The sequence below is a fragment of the Streptomyces sp. NPDC090119 genome (assembly GCF_044747085.1).
Classification (GTDB): Bacteria; Actinomycetota; Actinomycetes; order Streptomycetales; family Streptomycetaceae; genus Streptomyces.
In genome coordinates, this window is sequence record NZ_JBIVDK010000006.1 from 264244 (window position 1) to 288501 (window position 24258).

24 protein-coding genes are annotated in these 24258 nt (G+C 72.7%); 10 read left to right on the top strand and 14 right to left on the bottom strand.

Annotation, left to right across the window (positions count from 1 at the left end; genetic code table 11):
* Positions 1–64 precede the first annotated feature (64 nt).
* The gene (locus ACIPPM_RS25950) at positions 65–1360 is read left to right on the top strand and encodes an MFS transporter (protein ID WP_401452084.1); all 1296 of its coding nucleotides are present in this window, start codon (positions 65–67) and stop codon (positions 1358–1360) included.
* 9 nt (positions 1361–1369) lie between these two features.
* Here the strand turns inward: ACIPPM_RS25950 and ACIPPM_RS25955 are convergent, their stop codons facing one another.
* A complete protein-coding gene (locus ACIPPM_RS25955) occupies positions 1370–2548 on the bottom strand; it encodes a flavin-containing monooxygenase (RefSeq protein WP_401452086.1) in 1179 nt (392 codons plus the stop codon).
* A 166-nt stretch (positions 2549–2714) separates the two neighbouring features.
* Between ACIPPM_RS25955 and ACIPPM_RS25960 the strand changes: the two genes are divergently transcribed.
* Positions 2715–3584 (top strand): GNAT family N-acetyltransferase, encoded by an 870-nt coding sequence (locus tag ACIPPM_RS25960; RefSeq protein WP_401452088.1) that lies wholly within the window; start codon positions 2715–2717, stop codon positions 3582–3584.
* Positions 3585–3590: 6 nt separating this feature from the next.
* Here the strand turns inward: ACIPPM_RS25960 and ACIPPM_RS25965 are convergent, their stop codons facing one another.
* Positions 3591–4277: a pyridoxal 5'-phosphate synthase gene (locus ACIPPM_RS25965; protein ID WP_401452090.1), complete on the bottom strand. Its 687-nt coding sequence runs from the start codon at positions 4275–4277 to the stop codon at positions 3591–3593.
* A 114-nt stretch (positions 4278–4391) separates the two neighbouring features.
* Positions 4392–5039 (bottom strand): TetR family transcriptional regulator, encoded by a 648-nt coding sequence (locus ACIPPM_RS25970; protein ID WP_393595008.1) that lies wholly within the window; start codon positions 5037–5039, stop codon positions 4392–4394.
* A gap of 123 nt (positions 5040–5162) precedes the next feature.
* Between ACIPPM_RS25970 and ACIPPM_RS25975 the strand changes: the two genes are divergently transcribed.
* Together ACIPPM_RS25975 and ACIPPM_RS25980 are read left to right on the top strand one after the other, a co-directional pair.
* Positions 5163–5900 (top strand): VOC family protein, encoded by a 738-nt coding sequence (locus ACIPPM_RS25975; protein ID WP_401452092.1) that lies wholly within the window; start codon positions 5163–5165, stop codon positions 5898–5900.
* Positions 5901–6093: 193 nt separating this feature from the next.
* A complete protein-coding gene (locus ACIPPM_RS25980) occupies positions 6094–8433 on the top strand; it encodes a PQQ-binding-like beta-propeller repeat protein (protein WP_401452094.1) in 2340 nt (779 codons plus the stop codon).
* 132 nt (positions 8434–8565) lie between these two features.
* Here ACIPPM_RS25980 and ACIPPM_RS25985 read toward each other — a convergent pair whose 3' ends face one another.
* The 6 genes from ACIPPM_RS25985 to ACIPPM_RS26010 all read right to left on the bottom strand — a co-directional run bounded on the left by ACIPPM_RS25985 (position 8566) and on the right by ACIPPM_RS26010 (position 15329).
* On the bottom strand, positions 8566–8757 hold the full coding sequence (locus ACIPPM_RS25985) for a hypothetical protein (RefSeq protein ID WP_401452096.1): 192 nt from the start codon (positions 8755–8757) through the stop codon (positions 8566–8568).
* Positions 8758–8979: 222 nt separating this feature from the next.
* A complete protein-coding gene (locus ACIPPM_RS25990; RefSeq protein WP_401452098.1) occupies positions 8980–11919 on the bottom strand; it encodes an AfsR/SARP family transcriptional regulator in 2940 nt (979 codons plus the stop codon).
* Positions 11920–12059: 140 nt separating this feature from the next.
* Complete coding sequence (locus tag ACIPPM_RS25995) at positions 12060–12842, bottom strand: ABC transporter permease (protein WP_401452100.1); 783 nt, start codon at positions 12840–12842, stop codon at positions 12060–12062.
* On the bottom strand, positions 12839–13843 hold the full coding sequence (locus ACIPPM_RS26000) for an ATP-binding cassette domain-containing protein (protein WP_401452481.1): 1005 nt from the start codon (positions 13841–13843) through the stop codon (positions 12839–12841). The genes ACIPPM_RS25995 and ACIPPM_RS26000 overlap by 4 nt, the downstream gene beginning before the upstream one ends.
* A gap of 52 nt (positions 13844–13895) precedes the next feature.
* Positions 13896–14738, bottom strand: coding sequence for a DUF4097 family beta strand repeat-containing protein (locus tag ACIPPM_RS26005; protein WP_401452102.1), 843 nt, complete (start codon positions 14736–14738; stop codon positions 13896–13898).
* 87 nt (positions 14739–14825) lie between these two features.
* Positions 14826–15329, bottom strand: a complete 504-nt coding sequence (locus ACIPPM_RS26010; RefSeq protein ID WP_401452104.1) for a hypothetical protein — start codon at positions 15327–15329, stop codon at positions 14826–14828.
* Positions 15330–15501: 172 nt separating this feature from the next.
* Here ACIPPM_RS26010 and ACIPPM_RS26015 point away from each other — a divergent pair, with 172 nt between their 5' ends.
* Positions 15502–18087 (top strand): bifunctional FO biosynthesis protein CofGH, encoded by a 2586-nt coding sequence (locus ACIPPM_RS26015; RefSeq protein WP_401452106.1) that lies wholly within the window; start codon positions 15502–15504, stop codon positions 18085–18087.
* A 59-nt stretch (positions 18088–18146) separates the two neighbouring features.
* Positions 18147–18710: a hypothetical protein gene (locus ACIPPM_RS26020; protein ID WP_401452108.1), complete on the top strand. Its 564-nt coding sequence runs from the start codon at positions 18147–18149 to the stop codon at positions 18708–18710.
* Between the two features lie 3 nt (positions 18711–18713).
* Here the strand turns inward: ACIPPM_RS26020 and ACIPPM_RS26025 are convergent, their stop codons facing one another.
* Entirely contained in the window at positions 18714–19517 is an 804-nt protein-coding gene (locus ACIPPM_RS26025) for a DUF6597 domain-containing transcriptional factor (RefSeq protein ID WP_401452110.1), read from the bottom strand.
* A 63-nt stretch (positions 19518–19580) separates the two neighbouring features.
* Here ACIPPM_RS26025 and ACIPPM_RS26030 point away from each other — a divergent pair, with 63 nt between their 5' ends.
* Positions 19581–20150, top strand: a complete 570-nt coding sequence (locus ACIPPM_RS26030; RefSeq protein WP_401452112.1) for a TIGR03086 family metal-binding protein — start codon at positions 19581–19583, stop codon at positions 20148–20150.
* Positions 20151–20203: 53 nt separating this feature from the next.
* Here the strand turns inward: ACIPPM_RS26030 and ACIPPM_RS26035 are convergent, their stop codons facing one another.
* Together ACIPPM_RS26035 and ACIPPM_RS26040 are read right to left on the bottom strand one after the other, a co-directional pair.
* The gene (locus tag ACIPPM_RS26035) at positions 20204–20731 is read right to left on the bottom strand and encodes a DUF2165 domain-containing protein (protein WP_401452114.1); all 528 of its coding nucleotides are present in this window, start codon (positions 20729–20731) and stop codon (positions 20204–20206) included.
* A gap of 41 nt (positions 20732–20772) precedes the next feature.
* Positions 20773–20973, bottom strand: coding sequence for a DUF397 domain-containing protein (locus ACIPPM_RS26040; RefSeq protein WP_401452116.1), 201 nt, complete (start codon positions 20971–20973; stop codon positions 20773–20775).
* Between the two features lie 249 nt (positions 20974–21222).
* On the opposite strand from ACIPPM_RS26040, the gene ACIPPM_RS26045 reads away from it, so the two are divergent.
* The gene (locus tag ACIPPM_RS26045; protein WP_401452118.1) at positions 21223–21468 is read left to right on the top strand and encodes a DUF2283 domain-containing protein; all 246 of its coding nucleotides are present in this window, start codon (positions 21223–21225) and stop codon (positions 21466–21468) included.
* A 9-nt stretch (positions 21469–21477) separates the two neighbouring features.
* Here ACIPPM_RS26045 and ACIPPM_RS26050 read toward each other — a convergent pair whose 3' ends face one another.
* Entirely contained in the window at positions 21478–21660 is a 183-nt protein-coding gene (locus ACIPPM_RS26050; RefSeq protein WP_401452120.1) for a DUF397 domain-containing protein, read from the bottom strand.
* Positions 21657–22469, bottom strand: a complete 813-nt coding sequence (locus tag ACIPPM_RS26055) for a helix-turn-helix domain-containing protein (protein WP_401452122.1) — start codon at positions 22467–22469, stop codon at positions 21657–21659. The genes ACIPPM_RS26050 and ACIPPM_RS26055 overlap by 4 nt, the downstream gene beginning before the upstream one ends.
* A gap of 114 nt (positions 22470–22583) precedes the next feature.
* On the opposite strand from ACIPPM_RS26055, the gene ACIPPM_RS26060 reads away from it, so the two are divergent.
* Complete coding sequence (locus ACIPPM_RS26060) at positions 22584–23051, top strand: ATP-binding protein (protein ID WP_401452124.1); 468 nt, start codon at positions 22584–22586, stop codon at positions 23049–23051.
* A gap of 38 nt (positions 23052–23089) precedes the next feature.
* Entirely contained in the window at positions 23090–24205 is a 1116-nt protein-coding gene (locus ACIPPM_RS26065; RefSeq protein ID WP_401452126.1) for an ADP-ribosylglycohydrolase family protein, read from the top strand.
* Positions 24206–24258: the final 53 nt, after the last annotated feature.

Consider the following 24258-nt stretch of genomic DNA (forward strand, 5'->3'; position numbering starts at 1 on the left):
TCCTAGCGAACGATGTCTTCCGGGCCACTCGTTGCGCGTGGCCGGTGCCAGGACGCTGGAGCACGTGACTCAGACCCGTCCCGCTCCCGCCCCCGTCCAGGACGCGCCGCGCCGCAGGCGTGTGCACCGTGCCTGGTTCGTCGCCGCCGTCACCTTCGTCACGATCATCGGCGCGGCCGCCTTCCGTTCCCTGCCCGGCCTGCTGATCGACCCGCTGCACGAAAACTTCGGCTGGTCGCGCGGCATGATCGGCGCGGCCGTCTCCGTCAACCTCGCGCTGTACGGGCTCACCGCGCCCTTCGCCGCCGCGCTGATGGACCGCTTCGGCATCCGCCGGGTCGTCGCCGTCGCGCTGACCGTGATCGCGCTCGGCGCCGGGCTGACCGTGTGGATGACGGAGCCCTGGCAACTGTTCCTCTACTGGGGCCTGCTGGTCGGCCTCGGCTCGGGCTCGATGGCGCTGGCGTTCGCCGCGACCGTCACCGAGCGCTGGTTCACCGAGCGGCGCGGGCTGGTCAGCGGCATCCTGACCGCCGCGTCCGCCTCCGGCCAGCTCATCTTCCTGCCGCTGCTGGCCTGGATCGTGGAGAACCACCGCTGGTGGCAGGCCGCCGTCACGGTCGCGCTGACCGCGCTCGCCGTCGTCCCGTTCGTCTGGCTGCTGCTGCGCGACCACCCGGCCGACGTCGGCCTGAAGCCGTACGGGGCGACGGAGTTCGTGCCCAAGCCGCCGCCGGTCACCGGGGCCGCGCGGCGGACGCTCACCGTGCTGGGCTCCGCCGTGCGCACGGGCCAGTTCTGGCTGCTCGCGGGCAGCTTCGCCATCTGCGGGGCGTCCACCAACGGGCTGATCCAGACCCACTTCGTGCCCGCCGCCCACGATCACGGGATGGCGATACCGGCGGCGGCCTCGCTGCTCGCGGTGGTCGGGGTGTTCGACGTGCTCGGCACCATCGCCTCCGGCTGGTTCACCGACCGCTTCGACTCCCGGCGGCTGCTCGCCGTCTACTACGCGCTGCGCGGCATCTCGCTGCTCTTCCTGCCGATGCTGCTGGGCCCGTCCGTGCGGGTGCCGATGGTGTTCTTCATCGTCTTCTACGGCCTGGACTGGGTCGCCACCGTCCCGCCCACCCTGGCGCTGTGCCGGGAGCGGTTCGGGGACGACAGCGCGATCGTCTTCGGCTGGGTGCTGGCCTCGCACCAGATCGGCGCGGCCCTCGTCGCCTGGCTCGGCGGCTTCGCCCGCGACGTCTTCGGCAGCTACGACATGGTCTGGTACGCGTCCGGCTCGCTGTGCGCGGCGGCGGCGCTGATGTCGTTGGTGATCCGGCGCCGCCCCACCGTGGTGGCGGTCGCTTGAGAGGGGCGCCTAACGCAGGCGCCGGGCGACCGACTTGGCGATCTTCTCCGCGTCGATCGCCAGCTCGCGGAACATGCCGCTGATGGGATTGGTGAACCCGGTGAAGTACAGGCCGGGGGCGTCCTTGGGGGTGCGGGCGCCGTGGACCACGGGGCGGCCCCGCTCGTCCAGCACGCCCAGGTGGCCCACCAGGGAGTCCAGACCCCGGCGGTACCCGGTCGCCGCGATCACCGCGTCCGGTGCGATCCGGGTGCCGTCGGCCAGGGCCACCTCGCCGTCCTCGAACCCCTCGACGGCGGCCACGATCTCCACCTCCCCGGAGCGCACCGCGTCGATCAGGCCGACGTCCTGCACGGGGATCGCGCCCTGCCGGACCCTGCTGTACAGCCCGGCCTCCGGACGCGGCAGCCCGTGCCCGGACAGGTCCGGGGTGCTGACGCGGGCCAGGGGCCGGGCGAGCCGGTCCACCAGCCGCACCGGCAGCCGACGCACCACGATCCCGGTGTACTGGGCCGCCCAGCCGGCCGTGGAGCGGCGCACGATGTGCGGCGCCGTCCGCACCGCCAGCCGCACCCGCGAGGCCCCGCCCGCCACCAGGTCCACGGCGATCTCCGCACCGGTGTTGCCGACCCCGACCACCAGCACGTCCCGGCCCTCGTACGGCTTCGGGTTCCGGTACGACGAGGCGTGCAGCAGCTCGCCCTCGTACCCGTCCGTGCCTGGCCACTCCGGCAGGCGCGGGGTGTGGTTGTGGCCGGTGGCGACCACCACCGCGGCGCCGGTCAGCTCGCGTCCGCCGGAGGCGTGCAGCAGCCAGCCCGCGCCGTCCGCGGCCTTCTCCACCCGGAACACCTCGACGCCGGTGACGATCTCCAGCTCATGGTGCTCCGCGTACTTCTCCAGGTACCGGACCACGTCGTCCCGTGCCACCCAGCGCCCGAACCTGCGCGGTATCGCCAGGCCCGGCAGGGCGGACAGCCGCCGCGTGGTGTGCAGCCGCAGCCGGTCGTAGTGGCGCCGCCAGGACGCCCCCACCCGGTCGCTCTTCTCCAGCACCACCGCCCGCACCCCGCGCGCCCGCAGCGCGTACGCGACCGCCAGCCCGCCCGGCCCCGCTCCGACGACGTAGACGGGACGGTCGGCGGGGGTCGCGGAGAGGTCCGTGAATGAAGGACGCGAGTCGGCCATGCCGCGAGCGTATGCACCCACCCGATTGATGGGTCTCGGTCAAGACCGGAATCGGTTGCGGATTGATCACGGCTGTGTACGGCATGGGGACAGAACGCATCGGAACGCCCACACCGCGAACGAAATCACCACGCACGCGGGGGAGTACGGGGCCAAGGATGTGCACATGGAGCCCCATCACTGGCAGTTGACCGACGACCTCACCGAATTCCTGCACCTGGCAGATGACTTCCTGCGCTCCAGACCGGCCCTGCACACCGTCACGCTCACGGTCTCCGAGGCGCTGCGCACCCGTGGCCCGCACACCCACGGCGCCGAGCCACCCCGCTTCGGCGTGCTCCGCGAGCCGGGCGGCCCGGTGCGGGCGACCCTGCTGCACACCCCGCCGCACCCGGTCCAGCTCACCCCGCTCGACCCGGCGGAGGCGGCGGCGCTGGCCGACCGGCTCGCGGAGGCGGGCCACCCGGTCCCCGGCGTCTGGGCCGAGCGGGAGACCGCGGCCGCCTTCGCCACCGCCTGGCGGCACCGCACCGGGATGATCGCCGAGCAGACCGTGCGCCAACGGCTCTACCGACTCGCCGAGTTGACCCCACCCGACCGCACGCCGCCCGGCCGTGCCCGAGTGGCGGGCGCGGCCGACCGGGAGCTGCTGGCGCGCTGGTACGTGGAGTTCGTGGCGGACACCGGCGGCCAGGCCCGCCAGGACCCCGCCCAGTGGGTTGCCTCCCGCCTGGAGCACGGCGGCGCCACCCTCTGGGAGACCCCGGACGGCACCCCCGTCTCCCTCGCCGGGAACCTGCCGGAGAGCGCCGGGCAGATCCGGGTGGCCCCCGTCTACACCCCGGCCGCCCTGCGCGGCCACGGCTACGCGGGCGCGGTCACCGCCGAGGTGAGCGGGCGGGCGGCGGCGACCGGGGCAGAGGTGCTGCTCTTCACCGACCTGGCCAACCCGGTCTCCAACCGGCTCTACCAGCGGCTCGGCTACCGTCCCGTCGCGGACTTCGCCACCTGGTCGTTCACCGCGCCCTCCGGCTGACGGCGCTCACGGCCACAGCAGCCGCCGCTCCCAGCCGAACTCGGTGCGCCGGTACGCCAGGCGGACATGGCGGCGGTCGGGGTCGCCCTGGAAGAACTCCACCGAGCGGGGGTGCAGCCGGTACAGGGTCCAGGTGGGTGCCGGGGCCGAGGGGTCCTCGCGGGCCTGCTCCCAGGCGGCCTCGGAGGCCCGGCGCAGCTCGTCCAGCGAGCCCAGGTCCTCGCTCTGGCGGCCGGTGAGGGCGGCGGCGAGGGCGCCGGTGGAGCGGGCGCGCAGATCGTCCTGGCCCGCCTCCGCGGGGGCCGCGGTCACCGGCCCGCGCACCCGTACCTGGCGGCCCAGCAGCGGCCAGTAGAAGGCCAGGGCGGCGTACGGGTTGCCAGCCAGGTCGCGGCCCTTGCGGCTGGTGGCGTGGGTGCCGAAGGTCCAGCCGTCGGCGTCTGCGCCGTGCAGCAGCAGGACACGCACGTCCGGGCGGCCCTCCTCGTCCACCGTCGCCAGCGACATGGCGTGCGGCTCCGGCTGGCCCGCCCGCGCCGCCTCGGCCAGCCAGGCGGTGAACAGGGGCAGCGGGGTCGGGGGAGCGGTGTCCGGGTCGAAGGGCCGCAGCTCGGTGGTGTCCGGGGACCAGACCTTCAGCGAGCGCAGCAGTCCGTCGAGTTCGCCGGGTGTTTCGGATGCCTCGTGTGCCATGGGCCGAGTATCCGCCGTCGCGCCCGGCCCCGGACACGGCGACAGGCGGTGGTCCACGCCGAGGTGGACCACCGCCTGCCAGACAGGACTTGGGGCCGGTGCGGGTGCCGGTCGCTACTTGGTGGGCTTCTTGCCGGTCACTCCCAGATAGATCAGCAGCGCCAGGTTCGGCTTGATCTCGGCCTGCTTCACGCCCCAGGCGGTGAAGCCCTTCTGGTGGGCCGCGACCGAGGCCAGCATGGTGACGAGGGAACCGGCGATCGCCGCCGGGTTCACGTCCTTGTCCACCCGCCCCTTGGACTGCAGCTCGGTGATCGCCTCGGTGAGGGAACCGTTCACCGCGTTGAGGATCTTCATCCGCAGCTTGTTGAACCGTTTGTCGCCCTCGGCCGCCGCCAGGTCGACCACGCGGAGGATCGCGTCGTGGCGCCGGTAGAAGTCCAGGAAGCCGTCCACCAGGTCCTGCGCGGTCTGCCACCCCGCCTTCCCGGTCCAGCTGCGCCCCGCGAGCAGCTCGGTCAGGTCGGCGCTCTCGGCGGCCATCGAGTCGGCGATCTCCAGGACGGCACCCTCGACGTCCGGGAAGTACTGGTAGAAGGTCGCGGGCGAGGTGCCCGCCTTCCGCGCGACATCGATGACCTTGACATCTCGGTACGGGGAGGAGCTGAGCATCTCGCTGAGGCAGTCGAGCAGCTTCTGCCGGGTCGCCTGCCCACGTCGGCCGGCCACCCGGCCGTCGACGGTACGCACTTGTCCTGTCATGCCGTCAGCTTACCGACGGGGGGCAGGAGCGCGATTCGGCCGACTGCAAATGGGGTGTGGACCCGGCTGAGGCAAGCTTTCGCTGGTCCTGCGGGGTGCGCGGGTCCCGGTTACTTTGACGACATGGCCGAAAACAGTGCACCGGTACCCGGGATGTACGGAGAGGGCACCCCCTGCTGGGCGGACGCCCAGCTCCCCGACGTCGAGGCGGGCAAACGGTTCTACGGCGAGCTGTTCGGGTGGACCTTCGACGGCGAGGACGCCCCCGGCGGCTCCGTCTGGGCCCGGCTGGACGGCGACCCGGTCGCCTCGCTCGCGCCCAAGACCGACGGCCGGATGCCCACGGTCTGGACGGTGTACTTCGCCACCCCGGACGCGCGCGCCCTGACACGGAAGATCACGGACGCCGGGGGCCGTCTGATCTCCGGCCCCTACGCGGTGGCCGACCTCGGCGCCGCCGCCCTGGTCACCGACCCCCAGGGCGCGGTGTTCGGGCTGTGGCAGTCCGACGGCCACCGGGGCTTCGAGCGCCGCCGTGAACCCGGCTCGTTCGTCTGGACCGAGCTGTACACCCCCGACCCGATCGCCGCGAACACCTTCTACGGCGACCTCTTCCACGAGGCCCTGTTCGGCTCCGGTGCCGAGCCCGACTTCGGCCGCGCGCTCATCACCGACGTCTTCCCGGCCGAGATGCCCGCGCACTTCCTCGTCCACTTCCGCGTCGACGACCTCGACGCCACCGTCGCCACCGTGCGGCGGCTCGGCGGCCGGGTCCAGGTGCCGCCCTTCGACGCGTCGTACGGACGGGTGGCGGTCGTCACGGACAATCAAGGGGCGTCCTTCGCGCTGCTGACCCGGTGACGGGACGGCGGCGGGGGCGGTGAAATGACGGGATAGGGCACGAGACACCCCGATTCGCCACCGGGTTCGCAACCGGCCGCCCGGCCAGGAAGAATCGGGGTGCGTGCCGCCAGGGCGGTGCGGTGGTGAGACGCTGCACTTCGGTCGCGTCCAAAGGCGGAAGACGCGGCTCGTACGGGGAGGTGGCAGGCAAGTGGTGGATCAGCTGACACAGCACGATCCGCGGCGGATCGGGCCGTTCGAGGTGCTGGGCCGGCTGGGGGCCGGCGGCATGGGGCTGGTCTATCTGGCGCGCTCGGCTTCGGGGCGGCGGGTGGCCATCAAGACGGTCCGCACGGAGCTGGCCGAGGACCAGCTCTTCCGGGTCCGCTTCACCCGCGAGGTGGAAGCGGCCCGCGCGGTCTCCGGCTTCTACACGGCCGCCGTCGTCGACGCCGACCCGCGTGCGGCGGTGCCCTGGCTGGCCACCGCGTACGTCCCCGCGCCCTCGCTCGAGGAGATAGTGAACGAGTGCGGGCCGCTCCCGGCCCAGGCGGTGCGCTGGCTCGCGGCGGGCGTGGCCGAGGCCCTGCAGTCCATCCACGGCGCCGGGCTCGTCCACCGCGACATGAAGCCGTCCAACGTGCTGGTGGTCGAGGACGGCCCCCGGGTCATCGACTTCGGCATCGCCTCCGGGGTGTCCAACACCCGGCTGACGATGACGAACGTTGCCGTGGGCACCCCGGCCTACATGTCGCCCGAGCAGGCCAAGGACTCCCGCAGCGTCACCGGCGCCAGCGACGTGTTCTCGCTCGGCTCCACCCTGGTCTTCGCCGCCACCGGCCACCCGCCCTTCCACGGCGCCAACCCGGTCGAGACGGTGTTCATGCTGCTGCGGGAGGGCCCGGACATCACCGGGCTGCCCGACGAGCTGCGCCCGCTGATCGACGCCTGCATGAAGATGGAGGCCCCCGGCAGACCCTCCCCGGCCGACCTCCAGGCGCAGCTGGCCCCGCATCTGTTCGGCTCCGGCTCCGACGACTCCGGTACCGCCTCCGCCTGGCTGCCGGAGAAGGCCGTCGCCCTCATCGAGTCCCGCCGGGGCAGCCGTCCGCCCGCCAAGCCCGCCCCGCTGCCGCCGGGCCCGCGCAGCGCGGGCCGCCCGGCGCTGCCCCCGCCGCCGTCCTACGACCCGGTCGTCCCGGCCCCCGCGTCGGGCGGCCCCGACACCGGGCCGGTGCGGCTGGCCGGGCTGAAGGTGCCCATCGGGCCCGGCCCGCGCGTCGCCGACGCCCGCGCGGCCGCCGTGAAGGCACCGCCGCCGGAGGCCGGACTCGTCGCGAACTGGTCCCGGCCGCGCCCCGGCGTCAACGGCGCCGACCCGGCCGTACCCCCGCTGCCGCCGCAGCTGCCGGAGACGGCGGCGGGCTGGCGGCCGTGGCGGTTCCGGATGTCCAACGACGTGTGGGGCACCCCGGCCGTCGCCGGGGACCTCGTCTACGTCACCTCCTTCGAGGTGCACGCCCTGGACGTGGCCACCGGGCGCCGCCGCTTCAAGACGCGGGACGTGGCCTGGTCCATGGCGGTCGCGGACGGCCGTATCCACGCCTCCGACGGGCCCACCCTGTTCGCGCTGGACGCCCGCGAGGGCACCGACCTGTGGCGGCTGTCCACGGACGCCTGGGTGTACTCGCTGCACGCCGACCACGGCACGGTCGTCACCGGCACGCGCGGCGGCGGGGTGCAGGCGTGGGAGGCGGCGGGCGGGCAGAAGCTGTGGGAGATCTCCGGCTGCCAGACCGACTTCGAGTCGCCCGAGGCCGGGCCCGCCGTGCACGACGGCACGGTCTACGTCTGGCAGGACGCCCGGCTGCGCGCCCTGGAGGCCCGCACGGGGGACGAGCGCTGGTCGTACCCGATCGGCGACGCGGCCTCCTGCGGCGGGGTGCCGGTCCGGGTCACCCCGGCGCCGGACGGCCATGTGTACGTCAGCGCGGGCAGCCGGGTCCTCGCCATCGAGGTGTCGACCGGACGGGTGCGCTGGCACTTCGAGGCCCCGGCGGTGTTCCTCTGCCCGCCCGCCTTCGTGCCGGGCCCGGCGGTCACCGGCGGCGGGGTCTACCTCGCCGACTACCTCGGCACGGTCTACGCCCTGGACGCCGCCGACGGCCGCGACCGCTGGCGCATCGCCACCGAGGCCCGCTCCTCCATCGAACCGGTGCTGGTCGCGGCCGGGCACGTGCACGTCGGCAGCGGCAAGGGCCTGTACACGCTGGACGCGGTCACCGGCACGCCCAAGTGGCGCTTCCAGGCGGGCGGCGACGTGGTGGGCGCCCCCTCGGTCGCCGAGGGACGCATCCACTTCGGCTCCACCGACCACCTGCTGTACACCCTCAAGGCCGACGACGGCCGACTGCGCTGGAAGCTCGCCACCGGCGGCGAGATCACCGGCTCACCGGTGGTCAAGGACGGCGTGGTGTACGCGTGCAGCAAGGACCGCTGCGTGTACGCGCTGGACGCGGAGAAGGGCACCGGGACGGCCCGGACCACCTGAGGGAGGCCCGCCAGGGCCACGGAACGACGGAAACGGCCGGGTCCCCCGACCCGGCCGTTCCGTGTTCCCCGCGAGAGCCGCGGCGGCTCCCCTCCGCCCCGCCGCGGCCCCGCCCCCCGTCTGTCCGGCTCCCTAGCGAGGGTCGCCGACGGTGATGTGGCTCTCCAGCGTGGTGACGTCGTCCAGCTCGCCCTTGGCCTGCTTCTCGCCGGTGATGTGGCTCTCCTGCGGAGCGGCCACCGGGGCGGCCGCCGCCTTGGCGCCCTCGCCGGTGATGTGGCTCTCCTGCGTGGTGACTTCGTCGGACTTCTTGACGTCGCTCATCGACGGACTCCGTTGCTCTGAGGTGTGCTGTGGTGGCCGGGCCGCCCGGCCACTCCCCCGAGGGCTTCCGGACGGACCCGGTCACGGCCGGTCACCGCGTGGGTGACCGACGGCACTACCGATCCGCCCGCCCCCGTGACGACGAATCGACTGCGTGAAGACTGCACCGGCACGATAAACGAACGATGAACGTCGGGGCCCGCGCTTTTCCGCGGGCCCCGCTCACCCGGCCGCCGCGGGTGACAGCAGTTCCCGCAGGGCAGCCGCCTCCGCCGAGCCCAGCCGGTCGTAGACGCCCAGCGCGTCCGTCCAGCAGGCGCGGGCCCGGTCCGACTCGCCCAGCGCGTCCAGGGACTTGCCCAGCACGGTGAGGACGCCCGCCCGCCGCCAGTCGCCGCCCACGTGCAGCAGCACCGACAGCGACTGCTCGGCCAGCGCCGCCGCGGCCGCCGGGCGTTCGGCGAGCCGGACCTCGGCCAGCCGGAACAGCGTCATGCCCTCCCAGAGCCGCTGCCTGCTGTCCCGGAAGATGGTCAGCGCCTCGGAGAGCCGTGCCTCCGCCTCCTCCGCGCGCCCCGACTCGGCCAGCGCCAGCCCGAGCGCGTAACTCCCGTTCGCCAGCCGGACGGTGAGGCCCAGGTGCCGGTAGACGGCGACGCCGGACCCCGCCAGCTCCACCGCGCTGTCCACCCGGCCCATCGACAGGTGCACCCGCGACAGATTGCACAACGCGCTCGCCTCGCCCGGCAGGTTGCCGTCCGCGCGGTAGGCGGTCAGGGTGCGCTGGAGGTAGGTCTCGGCCTCGGCGTGCCGACCGCGGTACGCGGCCACGATCCCGCGCTCGCTGGGCGCGTTGCAGTCGATCCACGGGTCCTGGGCCGCCTCGGCCAGCTCCACCGCCCGCTCGGCCTCCGCCTCCGCCTCGTCGAACCGGCCCGCGTTGAGGTGGACCTGGGCCAGCGTGGTGCGCGCCCGGCCCTCCACCAGCGCGTCCCCCGCCTCCGCCGCCGCGTCCCGGACGACGGTGGCCGCCGCCCCGAACTGGTGCGCGTTGGCGCCCGATTCGGCGAGGTCCTTGGCGACGAGCAGCAGATCCACCGCCCGCCGCAGACTGCCCTGCGCCACCGACTGCCGTACGCACGCCAGCAGGCAGTCGGCCTCCGCGTACAGCCAGTCCAGGGCGTCCCGGTGCCCGGCGAAGGACAGCCCCTCGTGGTCGTAGGGGTGCAGGTGCTCCACGGTCCGGTCGCCGGGGCGCTCGATGGCGTACACCCGGGCGGCCGTGGCCAGGTAGAAGTCCAGCAGCCGGGAGAGCGCGGCGGCCCGCTCGCCGGGCTCGCGCTCGTCCCGCTCGGCGCACGCACGCGCGTAGAGCCGTACGAGGTCGTGGAAGCGGTAGCGGCCGGGCGCGGCCGACTCCAGCAGCGAGGTGTCGACCAGCGACTCCAGCAGGTCCTCGGTGTCCTCCGGGCCGAGGTCCAGCAGCGCGGCGGCGGCCGCCAGCGACAGGTCGGGGCCGTAGGCGAGGCCCAGCAGCCGGAACGCCCGCGCCTGGGCGGGCTCCAGCTGGCCGTAGCCCAGCTCGAAGGTGGCCTTCACCGCGAGGTCACCGGCCTGCAGCTCGTCCAGGCGGCGCCGCTCGTCCGCCAGCTTGGCCGCGAGCACCGACGTGGTCCAGGTGCGGCGGGCGGCGAGCCGGGAGGCGGCGATCCTGATGGCCAGCGGCAGGAACCCGCACGCGGCCACCACGTCCAGCGCGGCCTTCCTCTCGGCCGCGACCCGCTCCTCGCCCACGATCTTGGTGAACAGCGACAGCGCCTCCTCGGGCGACATCACGTCCAGGTCCACCAGATGCGCCCCGGCGAGCCCGACCATCCGCACCCGCGAGGTGACCAGCGCCGCGCACCCCTCGGTGCCGGGCAGCAGCGGTCTGACCTGCGCCGCGTCCTTGGCGTTGTCCAGCAGCACCAGCACCCGGCGCCCGTCCAGCACCGACCGGTACAGCGCGGCCCGCTCCTCCATCGACTCCGGCACCGCCGACTCCGCCGTTCCGAGCGCCCGCAGGAACGAGCCGAGCACGGTCTGCGGCTCCGCCGGGCGCGGGCCCGCCCCCTGGAGGTCGACGTACAGCTGGCCGTCGGGGAAGGCGGCCCTGGCCCGGTGGGCGACGTGCACCGCGAGGGTGGTCTTGCCGACGCCGCCGATCCCGGCCAGCGCGGACACCGCCATCACCCGGCCCTCCGCCTCCGAGGCCGACGCCAGCACGTCGCTCAGCTCGGTCACGAACGCCGACCGTCCGGTGAAGTCCGGCACCGAGGCGGGAAGTTGGGCGGGGCGTACGAGGACCACGGCGGGTTCGGCGGCGGGGGCCGAGGGCTCCGCGAGCGCCGGGTCGGCCCGCAGGATGCGCTGCTGGAGGTCGCTGAGCCCCGGCCGCGGGTCCACGCCCAGCTCCTCGGCGAGCAACCGCCGGGTGTCCGCGTACACCGCCAGCGCCTCCGCCTGACGGCCGCTGCGGTACAGGGCCAGCATCAGCAGCTCGCGGAAGCTCTCGCGCAGCGGGTGCTCGGCGGTCAGCGCGGTCAGCTCCGAGACGGCCTCGGCGTGACTGCCCAGCTCCAGGTCCAGGTCCAGCCGAGACTCGAGGAGTTGGAGCCGCCACTCCTCCAGCCGGACCCGCTGGGCCTCCGCGTACGGGCCGGGCACGCCCGCCAGGGGCTCGCCGTCCCAGAGCGCCAGCGCCCGGTTCAGCGTGTCCCGCGCCTCGCCCAACTCCCCACCACCGCGCGCCTTCTCGGCCTGCGCGGCGAGTTCCTGGGCGACGACGAGGTCCAGCGGGGCGAGCGTCCGGATGGCATACCCGCTGGACTCGCTGACCAGGACGCCGGGTTCGAGCACCTTGCGCAGCCGGGACGCGTAGGTCCGGACGGCCGCGAGCGCCCTGGGGGGCGGTTCGGTCCCCCAGAGCGCGTCGATCAGTTCGGCCGCCGTGGCGGTACGGCCCTCCCGCAGCAACAGGGCTGCCAGCAGGGCCCGTTGCTGCGGAGAGCCGGTGGGGACCGGCGCTTCACCGCGCCAGGCCCGCACCGGCCCGAGTACCCCGAATCGCAGCACGGCGGAACCGGAGACCCGCTGTTCCGGCATCCGCGGCCCACCGTCCATGCGTTCGCCCCCAGGGGGTGTCTTGGGCAATCCAACGTCCGCAGCCAGTTTGCCTTCTTCACGCCACTTGCGTCATCCGTGCGAGACGCCGATCACAAGGCGGCGCGGGGGACTCCACAGAGTTTTCACACGTGCGGGGTTCAGCGCTTGGTGGTGCTGTTGAACAGCGAGCGGGACCAGAGGTAGCCGACCAGGGCGATCCCCGCGCACCAGGCGAGCGAGATCCAGCCGTCGTTCCCGATGGCGGAGCCGGTGAGCAGGCCGCGCAGAGTCTCGATCATCGGGGTGAACGGCTGGTGCTCGGCGAACCAGCGCAGCCCCGGTGACATCGACCCGGCCGGGACGAACGCGGAGCCCAGGAAGGGCAGGAACTGGATCAGCAGCGGCTTGTTGCTCGCCGACTCCACGGTTTTGGAGATCAGCCCGAGCGCCACCGACAGCCAGGTCACCGCGAACGCGATGGCCGCCAGGAACCCGGCCGCCGCCAGCCACTCCAGCGGGGTCGCGTCCGGCCGGAACCCGAGCGCGAGCGTCACCGCGAACACCAGGACCAGGCTCACCATCGTCTGGAGGACGCTGCCGATGACATGCCCCGTCATGAACGAGGAGCGGGTGATGTTCATGGTGCGGAAGCGGTTGATGATGCCCTCGGTCATGTCCGAACACACCGCGATCGAGGTCGACATGGCCCCGGCCGCCACTCCCATGATGACGACACCGGGGACCAGATACTCCAGGTAGGCGTCCCGGCCGCCGCCCATGCCGCCACCGATCGCGCCCCCGAAGGCGTACACGAACAGCAGCAGCATCAGGATCGGCATCATCGAGCTGCCGAGCGAGACGGCCGGATAGCGGACGGCGTGCTTGACGTTGCGCCGCAGCATCGTCATCGAGTCGTGCACGGCGTAGCCGAGGGTGCTCATCGCTGGGTCTCCTTCGCGAGGGTGTCGGCGGTGACGTGGAGCGGGGTGCCGGTGGTGCCCTGGCCGGTCAGGGCGAGGAACACGTCGTCCAGGTCGGGGGTGTGCACGGAGAATCCGGCCGCCTGCACCCCGGCCGCGTCGAGCCGGTCCAGCAGGGCGCGCAGGGCGTCCAGGCCGCCGTCGCCGGCCACCCGGAGGGCGAGGTTCTCGTCGTCCCGCGCGGCGCCGGGGAAGGCGGCCGCCGCGCGCTCGTACTCCTCGGGGCCGGTGAACCGCAGCCGGACGTGGGCGCCGGGGATACGGGCCTTCAGCTCGTCGGCGGTGCCCTCGGCGACGATCCGGCCGCCGTCGAGCACGGCGATCCGGTCGGCCAGCTGGTCGGCCTCCTCCAGGTACTGGGTGGTGAGGAAGACCGTGGTGCCGCCCGCGACCAGCGAGCGCACGGTGTCCCACATGGTGCGGCGGCTGCGCGGGTCGAGCCCGGTCGTCGGCTCGTCCAGGAAGATCACCTGAGGGTCGCCGACCAGGGTCATGGCGAGGTCGAGCCGCCGCCGCATGCCGCCGGAGAAGGTCGCGGCCCGCTTGGCCGCCACGTCCGCGATGTCGAACCGCTCCAGCAACTCCCGCGTACGGGCGCGCCCTTCGCGTTTGCCGAGGCGGAGCAGGTCGGCCATGAGGAGGAGGTTCTCCTCGGCGGTGAGGAGGTCGTCCAGGGCGGCGAACTGGCCGGTGACACCGATCGCGCCGCGCACCCCGTCCGGTGCGGTGCCGATGTCGTGGCCCGCGATCCGGGCCTCGCCGCCGTCGGGGGCGATGAGGGTGGAGAGGATCTGGACGGTGGTGGTCTTCCCGGCGCCGTTCGGCCCGAGCAGGGCGAAGACCGTCCCGGCGGGGATGTGCAGGTCGATGCCGTCCAGCACGGTCTTGTCGCCGTACGACTTGCGCAGGCCGGTGACGGAGACGGCGGGGGTGTTGTCGAGAGCTGTTCTGGGCGTGGGCATGACAGATGAAGGCATGGGGCCCTCCGGAGGGCGGAAGTGGGAAGAGGGGGGCTCAGGCGCGGGCGCGGAGGATGTCGATGGTGCCCCAGTTGGTGCGGGCGTGGATCTTCACGGTGTCCTCGGTGTGCTCCGGCGCCCCGGCGGAGGCGAGCGCGTTGCGCACCTGGCCGTGGCCGGAGCTGACGTCGAGCCACGCGGCGGTGCCCTCGCGGACGCCGATCTCGATGGAGCCGACGGAGGACTCCAACTGGACCTCGCCACGGACCACTTCGCCGACCCGCAGGGGGCCGTTGGCCGTGGTGCCGGTGACGGAACCCTCGGCGCTCCCGATGTCGATGCCGCCGTTGGCGCCGCTCACGCGCAGGTCGCCGGTGATGGCGGCGAGGACCGTGGTGCCGTTGGTGTTCTTCAGCACGGCCGGGCCGTCGATGGTGCCGACGCGGATGCTGCCGCTGCTGCTGGTGATCTCGGCGGCGCCGTCGACCCGGTCCACGGTGACCGAGCCGTGCGACACGGTCAGCTTCAGCGGGCCGGTGGCGTCGAGGCGGACGTCACCCATGGACGTCTTCACCCGGACCTCGCCCAGGCGGCCCTCCCCGAGCACCTGGGTCAGGGAGCCGGTGACCTCGGCGGAGGAACCCGCGGGCAGGTGCACCGTCACGTCGACCAGGCCGGAGGGGCCGATCAGCAGCCGCTCCCGCGTCCGGACGGTCAGGGCGCCGGAGGCGAAGCCGACCTCGGTCTGCTCGGCGGCCCGGACGTCCTTGTCGCGCTTGGGGTCGCGGGGCGCGACCTCGACCACGGTGTCCGTGCGGTCGCCCGCGGCGAACCGGACCGAACCGGCGCCGATGTGCGCGGTGACCGCGATGGGCTCAGGGGTGTCGAACGTAGGCATGGCTGTCCCGTCCTCTTGGCTCGTCAGGTCGTCCCCGCAGGTCGGGGGCGTGAAAGGGGTGAGAAGTGGAGCGGTGGCGCGGTGCGGTCAGCGCACCCAGCCCGTGAAGCTCTGGCCGATCGTGCGGGTCTTCTCCGCCGGGCGCGGCCGGGCGGTGCCGTCGACCGCGGCGGAGACGGCGCGCACCAGCCAGGCGTTGACCGACAGGCCCTCGCGGCCCGCGGCCTCCTCGGCGCGCGTCTTGAGGTGCGCCGGGAGCCGGAGGTTGACGCGGGCGGTGCCGCCCTCGTCGGCCTCGGGGACCGGCTGGGGCGCGACCTCGGCCGCCGCCACGGGAGCGGACTCGGCCGGGGGCGTGGTGACGACGAACTCGGGGTCCAGACCGCGCAGTCGGACGTCGACCGAGCCGGGGGCCAGCTCGCGGGTGATCTCGTCCATCGCGGCGGAGAGCACATGGAGCATGGTCAGGCGGGTCGCCGACTCCAGCGGAGCGGTGAGCCGCTCGGCCAGCTCGCGCGCCTCCTCGCCACCGGCCTCGGCGGCCACCGCGAGTTCCCGGCGGAGGGTGTCGACATACGGGGTGAGGTCCATGGCATTAGCTTGGCACCATTGTGGCGCCATGGCAACCCTTATTGGCACCACATGGCGCCGAGTGGTGTCACGTGGCGCCACGGGTGGTGCCGCTTGGGCGCGGTGAAGGTGCCACCGGGGGCGCCCGAAAAGCGCCCGTAGCTGTGGATCACGCCGAACGTATGCTCTTCGAATGACGACTTCCGCGACCCCCGGAACCGGCCCCACCGAGAACTCCATGCGTCGCGCCCTCAAACGTGCCCGTGACGGGGTCGCCCTCGACGTCGCCGAGGCGGCGGTGCTGCTCCAGGCCCGCGGCGAGGCCCTGGACGACCTCACCTCCTCCGCCGCACGGGTACGGGACGCGGGACTGGACGCGGCGGGGCGGCCCGGCGTCATCACGTACTCGAAAAGCGTCTTCATCCCGCTGACCCGGCTGTGCCGCGACAAGTGCCACTACTGCACCTTCGTCACCGTCCCCGGCAAGCTGCGCCGGGCGGGCCACGGGATGTTCATGTCGCCGGACGAGGTGCTGGACATCGCCCGCAAGGGTGCCGCGCTCGGCTGCAAGGAAGCCCTCATCACCCTCGGCGACAAGCCCGAGGACCGCTGGCCCGAGGCGCGCGAGTGGCTCGACGCGCACGGCTACGACGACACGATCGCCTACGTACGCGCCATCTCCATCCGCATCCTGGAGGAGACCGGCCTGCTGCCCCACCTCAACCCCGGCGTCATGAGCTGGACCGACTTCCAGCGGCTCAAGCCGGTCGCGCCGAGCATGGGCATGATGCTGGAGACCACCGCCGAGCGCCTCTGGTCCGAGCCCGGCGGCCCGCACTACGGCTCCCCGGACAAGGAACCGGCCGTACGGCTGCGGGTGTTGGAGGACGCGGGCCGCTCCTCCGTCCCCTTCACCTCCGGCCTGCTGATCGGCATCGGCGAGACCTACGAGGAGCGCGCGGAGTCGCTGTTCGCGCTGCGCAAGGTCTCCCGCGCCTACCACGGCGTCCAGGAGCTGATCATCCAGAACTTCCGCGCCAAGCCCGACACCGCGATGCGCGGCATGCCGGACGCCGAGCTGGACGAGCTGATCGCCACCGTCGCCGTCGCCCGGCACATCATGGGCCCCGCCGCCAACCTCCAGGCCCCGCCCAACCTGGTCGACAGCGAGTACGAGCGGCTGATCGGCGCCGGGATCGACGACTGGGGCGGGGTCTCGCCGCTCACCATCGACCACGTCAACCCCGAGCGCCCCTGGCCGCAGATCGAGGAGCTGACCGAGCGATCCCGTACGGCGGGCTTCGAGCTGCGCGAACGGCTCTGCGTGTACCCGGAGTTCGTCCGCCGGGGCGAACCCTGGCTGGACCCCCGGCTGCGCCCGCACGTCGCCGCGCTGGCCGACCCGGAGACCGGCCTCGCCCGGCCCGGCGTACTCCCCGTGGGCCTGCCCTGGCAGGAGCCGGAGGAGGTCTTCACCGCCACCGGCCGCACCGACCTGCACGCCTCCATCGACACCGAGGGCCGCACCTCCGACCGGCGCGACGACTTCGACGAGGTGTACGGCGACTGGGCCGAACTGCGCGAGGCCGCCGCCCCCGGCATGGTCCCCGAGCGCATCGACACCGACGTCCGCGAGGCGCTGCGCACGGCGGCCGACGACCCGACGAAGCTCACGGACGCCGAGGCGCTGGCGCTGTTCCACGCGGACGGCCGCGCACTGGACGCGCTGTGCCAAGTCGCCGACGACGTACGCAAGTCGGTGGTCGGCGACGACGTCACGTACATCGTCACGCGCAACATCAACTTCACCAACGTCTGCTACACCGGCTGCCGTTTCTGCGCCTTCGCCCAGCGGCGCACCGACGCCGACGCCTACACCCTCTCCCTGGACCAGGTCGCCGACCGGGCCCAACAGGCGTGGGACGTAGGCGCGGTGGAGGTCTGCATGCAGGGCGGCATCCACCCGGACCTGCCCGGCACGGCGTACTTCGACATCGCGAAGGCGGTCAAGGAACGCGTCCCCGGCATGCATGTGCACGCCTTCTCCCCGATGGAGGTCGTCAACGGGGCGACCCGCACGGGCATGTCCATCCGGGAGTGGCTGACGGCGGCCAAGGAGGCGGGCCTCGACTCCATCCCCGGCACGGCGGCGGAGATCCTGGACGACGAGGTCCGCTGGGTGCTGACCAAGGGCAAGCTGCCCACGGCCACCTGGACCGAGGTCATCACCACCGCCCACGAGCTGGGCCTGCGCTCCTCGTCCACGATGATGTACGGCCATGTCGACCAGCCCCGGCACTGGCTGGGCCACCTGCGCACGCTGGCCTCGATCCAGGAACGCACGGGCGGCTTCACGGAGTTCGTGACCCTCCCCTTCATCCACACCAACGCCCCGGTGTACTTGGCGGGTATCGCGCGCCCCGGCCCGACCATGCGGGACAACCGGGCGGTGACGGCGATGGCGAGGCTCCTGCTCCACGGCCTGATCCCCAACATCCAGACCAGCTGGGTCAAGCTCGGCACGGAGGGCGCGGCCGAGATGCTGCGCTCCGGCGCGAACGACGTGGGCGGCACGCTGATGGAGGAGACGATCTCCCGGATGGCGGGGTCGTCGTACGGCTCGTACAAGTCCGTACGTGACCTGGAGGCGGTCGCGGAGGCGGCCGGGCGCCCGGCGAAACCGCGCACCACCCTCTACGGCGAGGTACCGGAGGAGCGGGTCTCGGCGGCCCGCGCCTCGGACGGGCACCTGCCGGAGCTGCTGCCCCTCGTGGACTGAGTACGATGATCCGACCCCGGATCTGAGACGGGGCCCCACAGCGGAGGAGATGCGTACCCGTGGCTGCCCTACTGCCCTCGTGGGCCTGGGTCTCCGGACTGACGGTCGCGGCGACCGCCGCAGTCGTCGCCCTCGCCGTCCAGGCCGACCACGGCCCGCGCCCCGCGGCCCCGGCGGCCCACGCGCGCCCCACGGCCTCGGCCTCCCCGACCCCGTCCACCACCCCGACCCCCTCCGGCCCACCGGCGCTGCCGGAAGCGTCGGGGGTCGGCCGTCGGATCGTCTACTCGGTCGGTACGGACCGGGTGTGGCTGGTGGACGCGACGGGCGAGTCCTCCCGGACGTTCACGGTGTGGCCGGGCACCGTCGACCCCGCTCCGGGCCGCTACTCGATCACCAAGCGCACGCCCGCGACGCCCGGCTCGGACGGGGTACCGGTCGAGCACGTCATGTACTTCACGGTGGCCTCCGGCGTGAACATAGGCTTCTCCAACGCCGTCGACGGCGCCTCCCCACCCCCCGCCAACGGCACCAAGACGGGCGGCATCCGCCTCCACAAGCAGGACGGCGCGGCGCTGTGGTCGTTCGGGGACTTCGGGACGAAGGTGTCGGTGGTCGAGTAGCCCTCAGCGAGGAGCGTCCGGCCTGGTGCTCGGAGACACGGGTCCGGGACCGGAACCTGCGGCCTGGTACCGCTGCGCGTACCAGGTCGGCTGCTCGCCGAACATGCCCTTGAAGTCGCGGATGAAGTGGCCCTGGTCGGCGTAGCCGAGGTCCGCGGCCAGCGCGGCCCAGTCGATCGCCCCGCCCGCGGCCATCCGGGCGGTCACCTCGTGCAGACGGTAGCGGCGGATCACCCACTTGGGTCCGACACCGACGTGCTCCGCGAACAGCCGTTGCAGCCCCCGCGTGCTCAGCCCCAGCTCGGCGGCGAGGCGTTCGACCCTGGTCAGGGCCTTGTCCTCGGCGATCAGCTCGACGGCGGCCGCCGCCTGGCGTACCCGGTCGTCGTCGTCCGGCAGGCGTGCCAGCAGGAACGCGTCCATGGCCGGAGCGTCGGGCGCCATGGGCAGGTCCGGGCCGAACACCTCGGTCGCCGGGACGACGCGGTCGGTGATGGTCGAGACGGACGCACCGAGGAACGGGCGGAAGCAACCCGGCCGGAACGCGACGCCGAAGACATGGCCGCGGCCCTCGAGAACCTTGATCTGGTAGCCGCCGCACACGCCGTTGACGTCCGCGCGGCCGCCGCCGAACGACAGGTGCACGTTCGGGTACGGCACGATCTTCTGCCGGTAGGGCTCGGCGTAGTCCCAGCGAGCCTCCCAGTACCGCTCCACCCATGGCGAGAGCGCCGGTGACGGGCTGTGGAACGCGTGGCGCTGGTACCTGGTCCAAGCACCCCGCAGCTCACGCTCGTCCCGCTCCACCCGGCAGAGTGTATGTCGCCTTTCTTCAATACCTCCGTGGCTCTTCCGCCTAGCGTCGCCGCCATGTCACATCTGTCGAAAGCCGCCGAGGCCATGGCCGTGGTCGCCCGCGCCGTCACCGACGACCAGCTCGCCAACAAGACTCCGTGCACGGAGTACGACGTGCGGGCCCTGGTCAACCATCTTCTCTTCTGGGGCCCGTCGCTCGCCGGGGGCGGCCGCAAGGAATTCGTTCCACAACCGGCGGCCGCCGAGTCCGACGCGGACCTGGCGTCCGGCGACTGGCGCGGCCGCCTGCTCGCCCTGCTGGACGACATCACGTCGTCCTGGGCGCCGCCGAGCGCCTGGGAGGGCGAGACGAGCATGGGCACGCCGCATACGCTGCCCGCGCCCGTCCTGGGCGAGATGATCGTCGGCGAACTGGTCCTGCACGGCTGGGACCTGGCGGTCGCGACCGGGCACCGGCTCGACCTGCCCGCCGACCTGCTGGCGCATCTGCACGGCACGGTGTCCGCCGGTGTGGAGGAGGGGCGGGAGATGGGCATGTACGGGCCGGAGGTGGCGGTGCCGGCCGACGCACCCGTCCTGGACCGCATCCTCGCCCTGACCGGCCGTGATCCCGCCTGGACGTAGTCCCCGACCGGCGAAGCCGCGCGGCGGCACACGCTCGTGCCGCCGCGGGGCTCCTACCGACGGCCCTGGTCCGGCAGGTGGTTGATGATCAGGGCGACTCCGCTGAGCAGGAACACGCGGGTCGCCGCGTCCACGCCGTTCCACGTCTTCGACTGCCACATGGCGAACCACTCGCCGCCGATGGCGATGAACCCCGCCCCGAAGAGCAGGATCAGCATCAGCAGGCCGTACGTGGAGAAGCGGCGGGCACGTACGTTGTCCCGCCGGGCCCACAGCCATGTGCCCCACACGAGTACGGCCGCCGCCACCGTCTCCCACGCGATGATCGCCACGTAGGCGGTGTCCTGGAGCGCGGTGCTGGTGATCGCCCGCCACATCAGGTGGTCGTCCTTGAACGTGGTGTCCATCGCGAGGACGTGCCTGACGTACTGCTGGTTCGTCCCGAAGTCGGTAATGTTGCCTACGGCGACGAGGGCGATGTACAGCGCGAGCACGCCGGTGAGCACGGTGGCGGCGAGGCTGAGCCCCGTGCGGGCGGCACGGGTGGAGTCGGCGGGGGCCGCTGATTCGGTCATGGTCATGACCCGAATCCTTCCCGACCGTTGCCGAGGAGGAACGCCTTTCAGACGCGCTGCACTGCGTGGCTGAGGAAGGAGGCCCAGGTGTCGGTGGTGACGGTCAGTTCATCGCCGCCGGTGGTCTTGGAGTCCCGGATGTGGATGTGGTCGGGTGTCAGGGCGACCTCGACGCAGTCGAAGTCATTGGCCGCACTGTGGCTGCTCTTGAACCAGTCCAGCGTGGGGGGTGTGGCGTTCGCGGTCATGCCGGGATTCTTTCCAGTACTTCACGCTCTGATCCGGAACTTTCAGGCCGACAGGCGCTCGTCATCAATGAGCCCTTCCAACCTGACGGGGCAGCAGGTCGCGCCTGGGGATGCGTCATGCGAAGCAGCGAAGGTCCTGGTAGACGGGTTCACGACCCGCGATTGATCTGCTCAAGTCGAGCCTTCGATAATTACCGGCATGGACGCGGACAGTGCCGCCGTCAACGACATCCGGGGAGCCAGTTCACCGTGGCAGACGTCAGGGTCACCTACGACAAGACCGTAGATGCGGCGTATGTGTACTTCACCGAACCGCAGGTCCGAGTGAACTCCGCGTACATGTATCCCTGTGATCCGGTGGACGTCGACGGCATGATCAACCTCGATTTCGACGAGCAGGGCCGCCTCCTCGGCATCGAGGTGCTGGCGGCCAGCTCAAAACTGCCGACGTACCTGCTCCAGTCAGCGGAGCGGCTGGACGCCGAGGGTGCATGAAGCAATGGCTCAACGGGCTTGGCCCGCGTGCGCGACGAACTCCGTCCAGCTCTGTCCGGAGATGGTGACCTGATCGCCTTCCGCAGCCTTGGAGTCCCGGATGTGGATGCGGTCGGGGGTGAGGGCGACTTCGACGCAATCGGGGCCGTCGTTGCCGCTGTAGCTGCTCTTGAACCATTCCAGGGCGTTCATGTCTCGCATTTCAGCACTTTCTCGATGAAGGCCATTGACTCCCGGGGCGAGAGGGCCTGCGCCCGGATCATTCCATAGCGCATCTCCAGGATTTGGGCCTCCCTGGGATCGCTGATCACTCGGCTGTAGAGCTGTCCCTCCGTGTGGCCGAGTGTCTTGCCGCTCCGGAGCTTCAGCACCCGGAACGAGCCCATCATTCCCGCGTGGTCCTCGCAGTCCGTGGGCACCACCTGGATCGATACGTGCCGCAACCCGCCCATCTCCAAAAGGTGTTCGAGCTGTTTCCGCAGCACCACCTTGCCGCCCACCGGCCGTCGGAGCGTCGCCTCTTCCTGTACGAACGTGATCAGGACGCGCGGAACGAGCTCGAAGACGGACTTGCGCGCCATGCGCGCGGAGACGAGGCGGTCCACTTCTTCTTCCGTGTAGGAGGGGCGCCTCATCGCATACAGAGCATGGGCGTACTCGGGTGTCTGCAGCAGGCCGTGCAGGTGCAGGGCGGCGTAGGCCCCAAGCTCGGTCGCTTCACTCTCCAGTTTCGCCAGGTCCCGTACGTTCTTCGGATACCGAGCCCGCTCCACGTCCTCCTTCATCGCGGACACCTTGCCGCCCGCGCCCACGACCTCGTCCGTGCGGTCCAGGAAGTCCGGCTTGGGCACCCGGCGCCCCCGCTCCACGGAGGACACCATCTCCTCCCCGTACCCGATGGCGGCGCCCAGCTCCACCTGGCGAAGACCCGCTGCTTCTCGCCATGCCTTGATCTGTCGGCCGACCGCCTTGAGTACGGCCTCGGCCTCCTCGTCCTCCACCCGTGCCCCCTTGCCTCGTACCAGCCGTACCGCTGCTCCGGCCACCCGTACAGTCACCCTGCGTACCGTGGTCGTCGCTGTTCAGAGTAGGGAAGGGCGGCCACGCTGGGTGACATGAATGAGAAATCACGGCTGCGGATTCAGCTGTCCGCGACGCGGAGGGGTGCCCGGCTCGCCCGGCTGCTCACGGAGCGGCAACTCGACGAGTGGGGGATGCCGTTCGAGGCGGCCACGCAGGTCGTCGCCGAGCTGGCGGCCAACGCCGTGCTGCACGGCAGGGTCCCCGGGCGGGACTTCCGGCTGGAGTTGCGGCGGGAGGACGACGGCACGCTCCGTGTCGAGGTGACCGATGCGCGGGGGGAGAGGCGTCCCCGGGTACCGGAGGAGTCGGGCGAACTCGGCGACGGTGGACGGGGGTTGCGCATCGTCGCCGCCTACGCGGACCGGTGGGGGGTGGTCGAGGCGCCCGCCGGGGCCAAGACCGTGTGGGCCGAGCTGAAGCAGCCGTTCTTGACCGGTATTGGTCCGGAGGAGATCGTTCACCGCGCCGATCAGACCGTTCCGGGTCCATTACAGTGCTGACCGTCGTGCGGGCGGACGGGTGGTGCGAGGAGGGCTGGATGGGTGCGGCGAGCGGCGCCGTCTGGGGTCGTGCCGAGCAGCAGGACTTCCGCGGCCGCGTACGCGGAACGCTGCTGGGTGCCGCGATCGGGGACGCCCTCGGCGCACCGGTCGACGCGCTGGACCTGGACGCGATCCGTACCGCGCACGGCCCCGAGGGCCTGACCGACCTCGCCCCCGGCCAGGGCAGACGCGGCACCGTCTCCCACCACACCCAGCTCACCCTGTTCACCGTGGACGGCCTCATCCGCGCCCAGGTCCGCCGCGACACCGGCGCCTGGCACCCGCCGACCGATCTGCACCGGGCGTACCTGCGCTGGGCCGCCACTCAACGGGACTGGGGTCCGGACGAGCGCCGGGCGGAGGACGGCTGGCTTGCCCGCGAGGAGTGGCTGTACGCCCGCCGGGGCCCCACCCGGGCCCTGCTGCTGGGGCTCGGCAACGACGTGATGGGCACGCTGGAACGCCCCAAGAACCCCGGCGAGGCGGGCCCGGAGGCAGTCGCCCGCTCGGCTCCCTTCGGGCTGCTGGTCGGCTGGGAGCCGCAGCTCGTCGTCCAACTGGCGCTGGAGTGCGCCGCCCAGACCCACGGCCACCCCGTGGCGGTCCTCTCGGCGGGGGCGTACGCCGTCATCGTGCACGCCCTCGCGCGCGGCGAGAGCCTGGACGGCGCCGTGCAGGCCACCCTCGCGCTGCTGGCCGCCCGCCCCGGCCACGAGCCCGTCACCGGCGCCCTCCAGCGCGCGCTGGGCGCCGTACGGCAGGGGCTGCCGAGCCCGGAGCGGGTGGCGGAGCTGGCGGGAGAGGGCACGGCGGACGGCCTCCTCTCCGCAGCCGTGTACTGCGCGCTCGTCGGCGAGGACGTACGCCACGGTCTCTGCCTCGCCGTCAACCAGCCCGGCCCCTCCGCCGCCGCGGGCGCCCTCACCGGCGGCCTCCTCGGCGCCCTGCACGGCGAGACGGCCCTGCCCCCGGCCTGGCTCCCGGAGCTGGAGGGCCGCCCCACCATCCTCGAACTCGCCGACGACTTCGCCATGGAGATGACCCAGGGCCCCGCCCTGCACACCCCGGCCGGCTCCGCCCCCGGCTGGCTGGCCCGCTACCCGCGCGCCTGAGACCCTCGCACCTTGTGGGACCTCCGCGTCATCCCCCGTCGGACGCAGGGCAG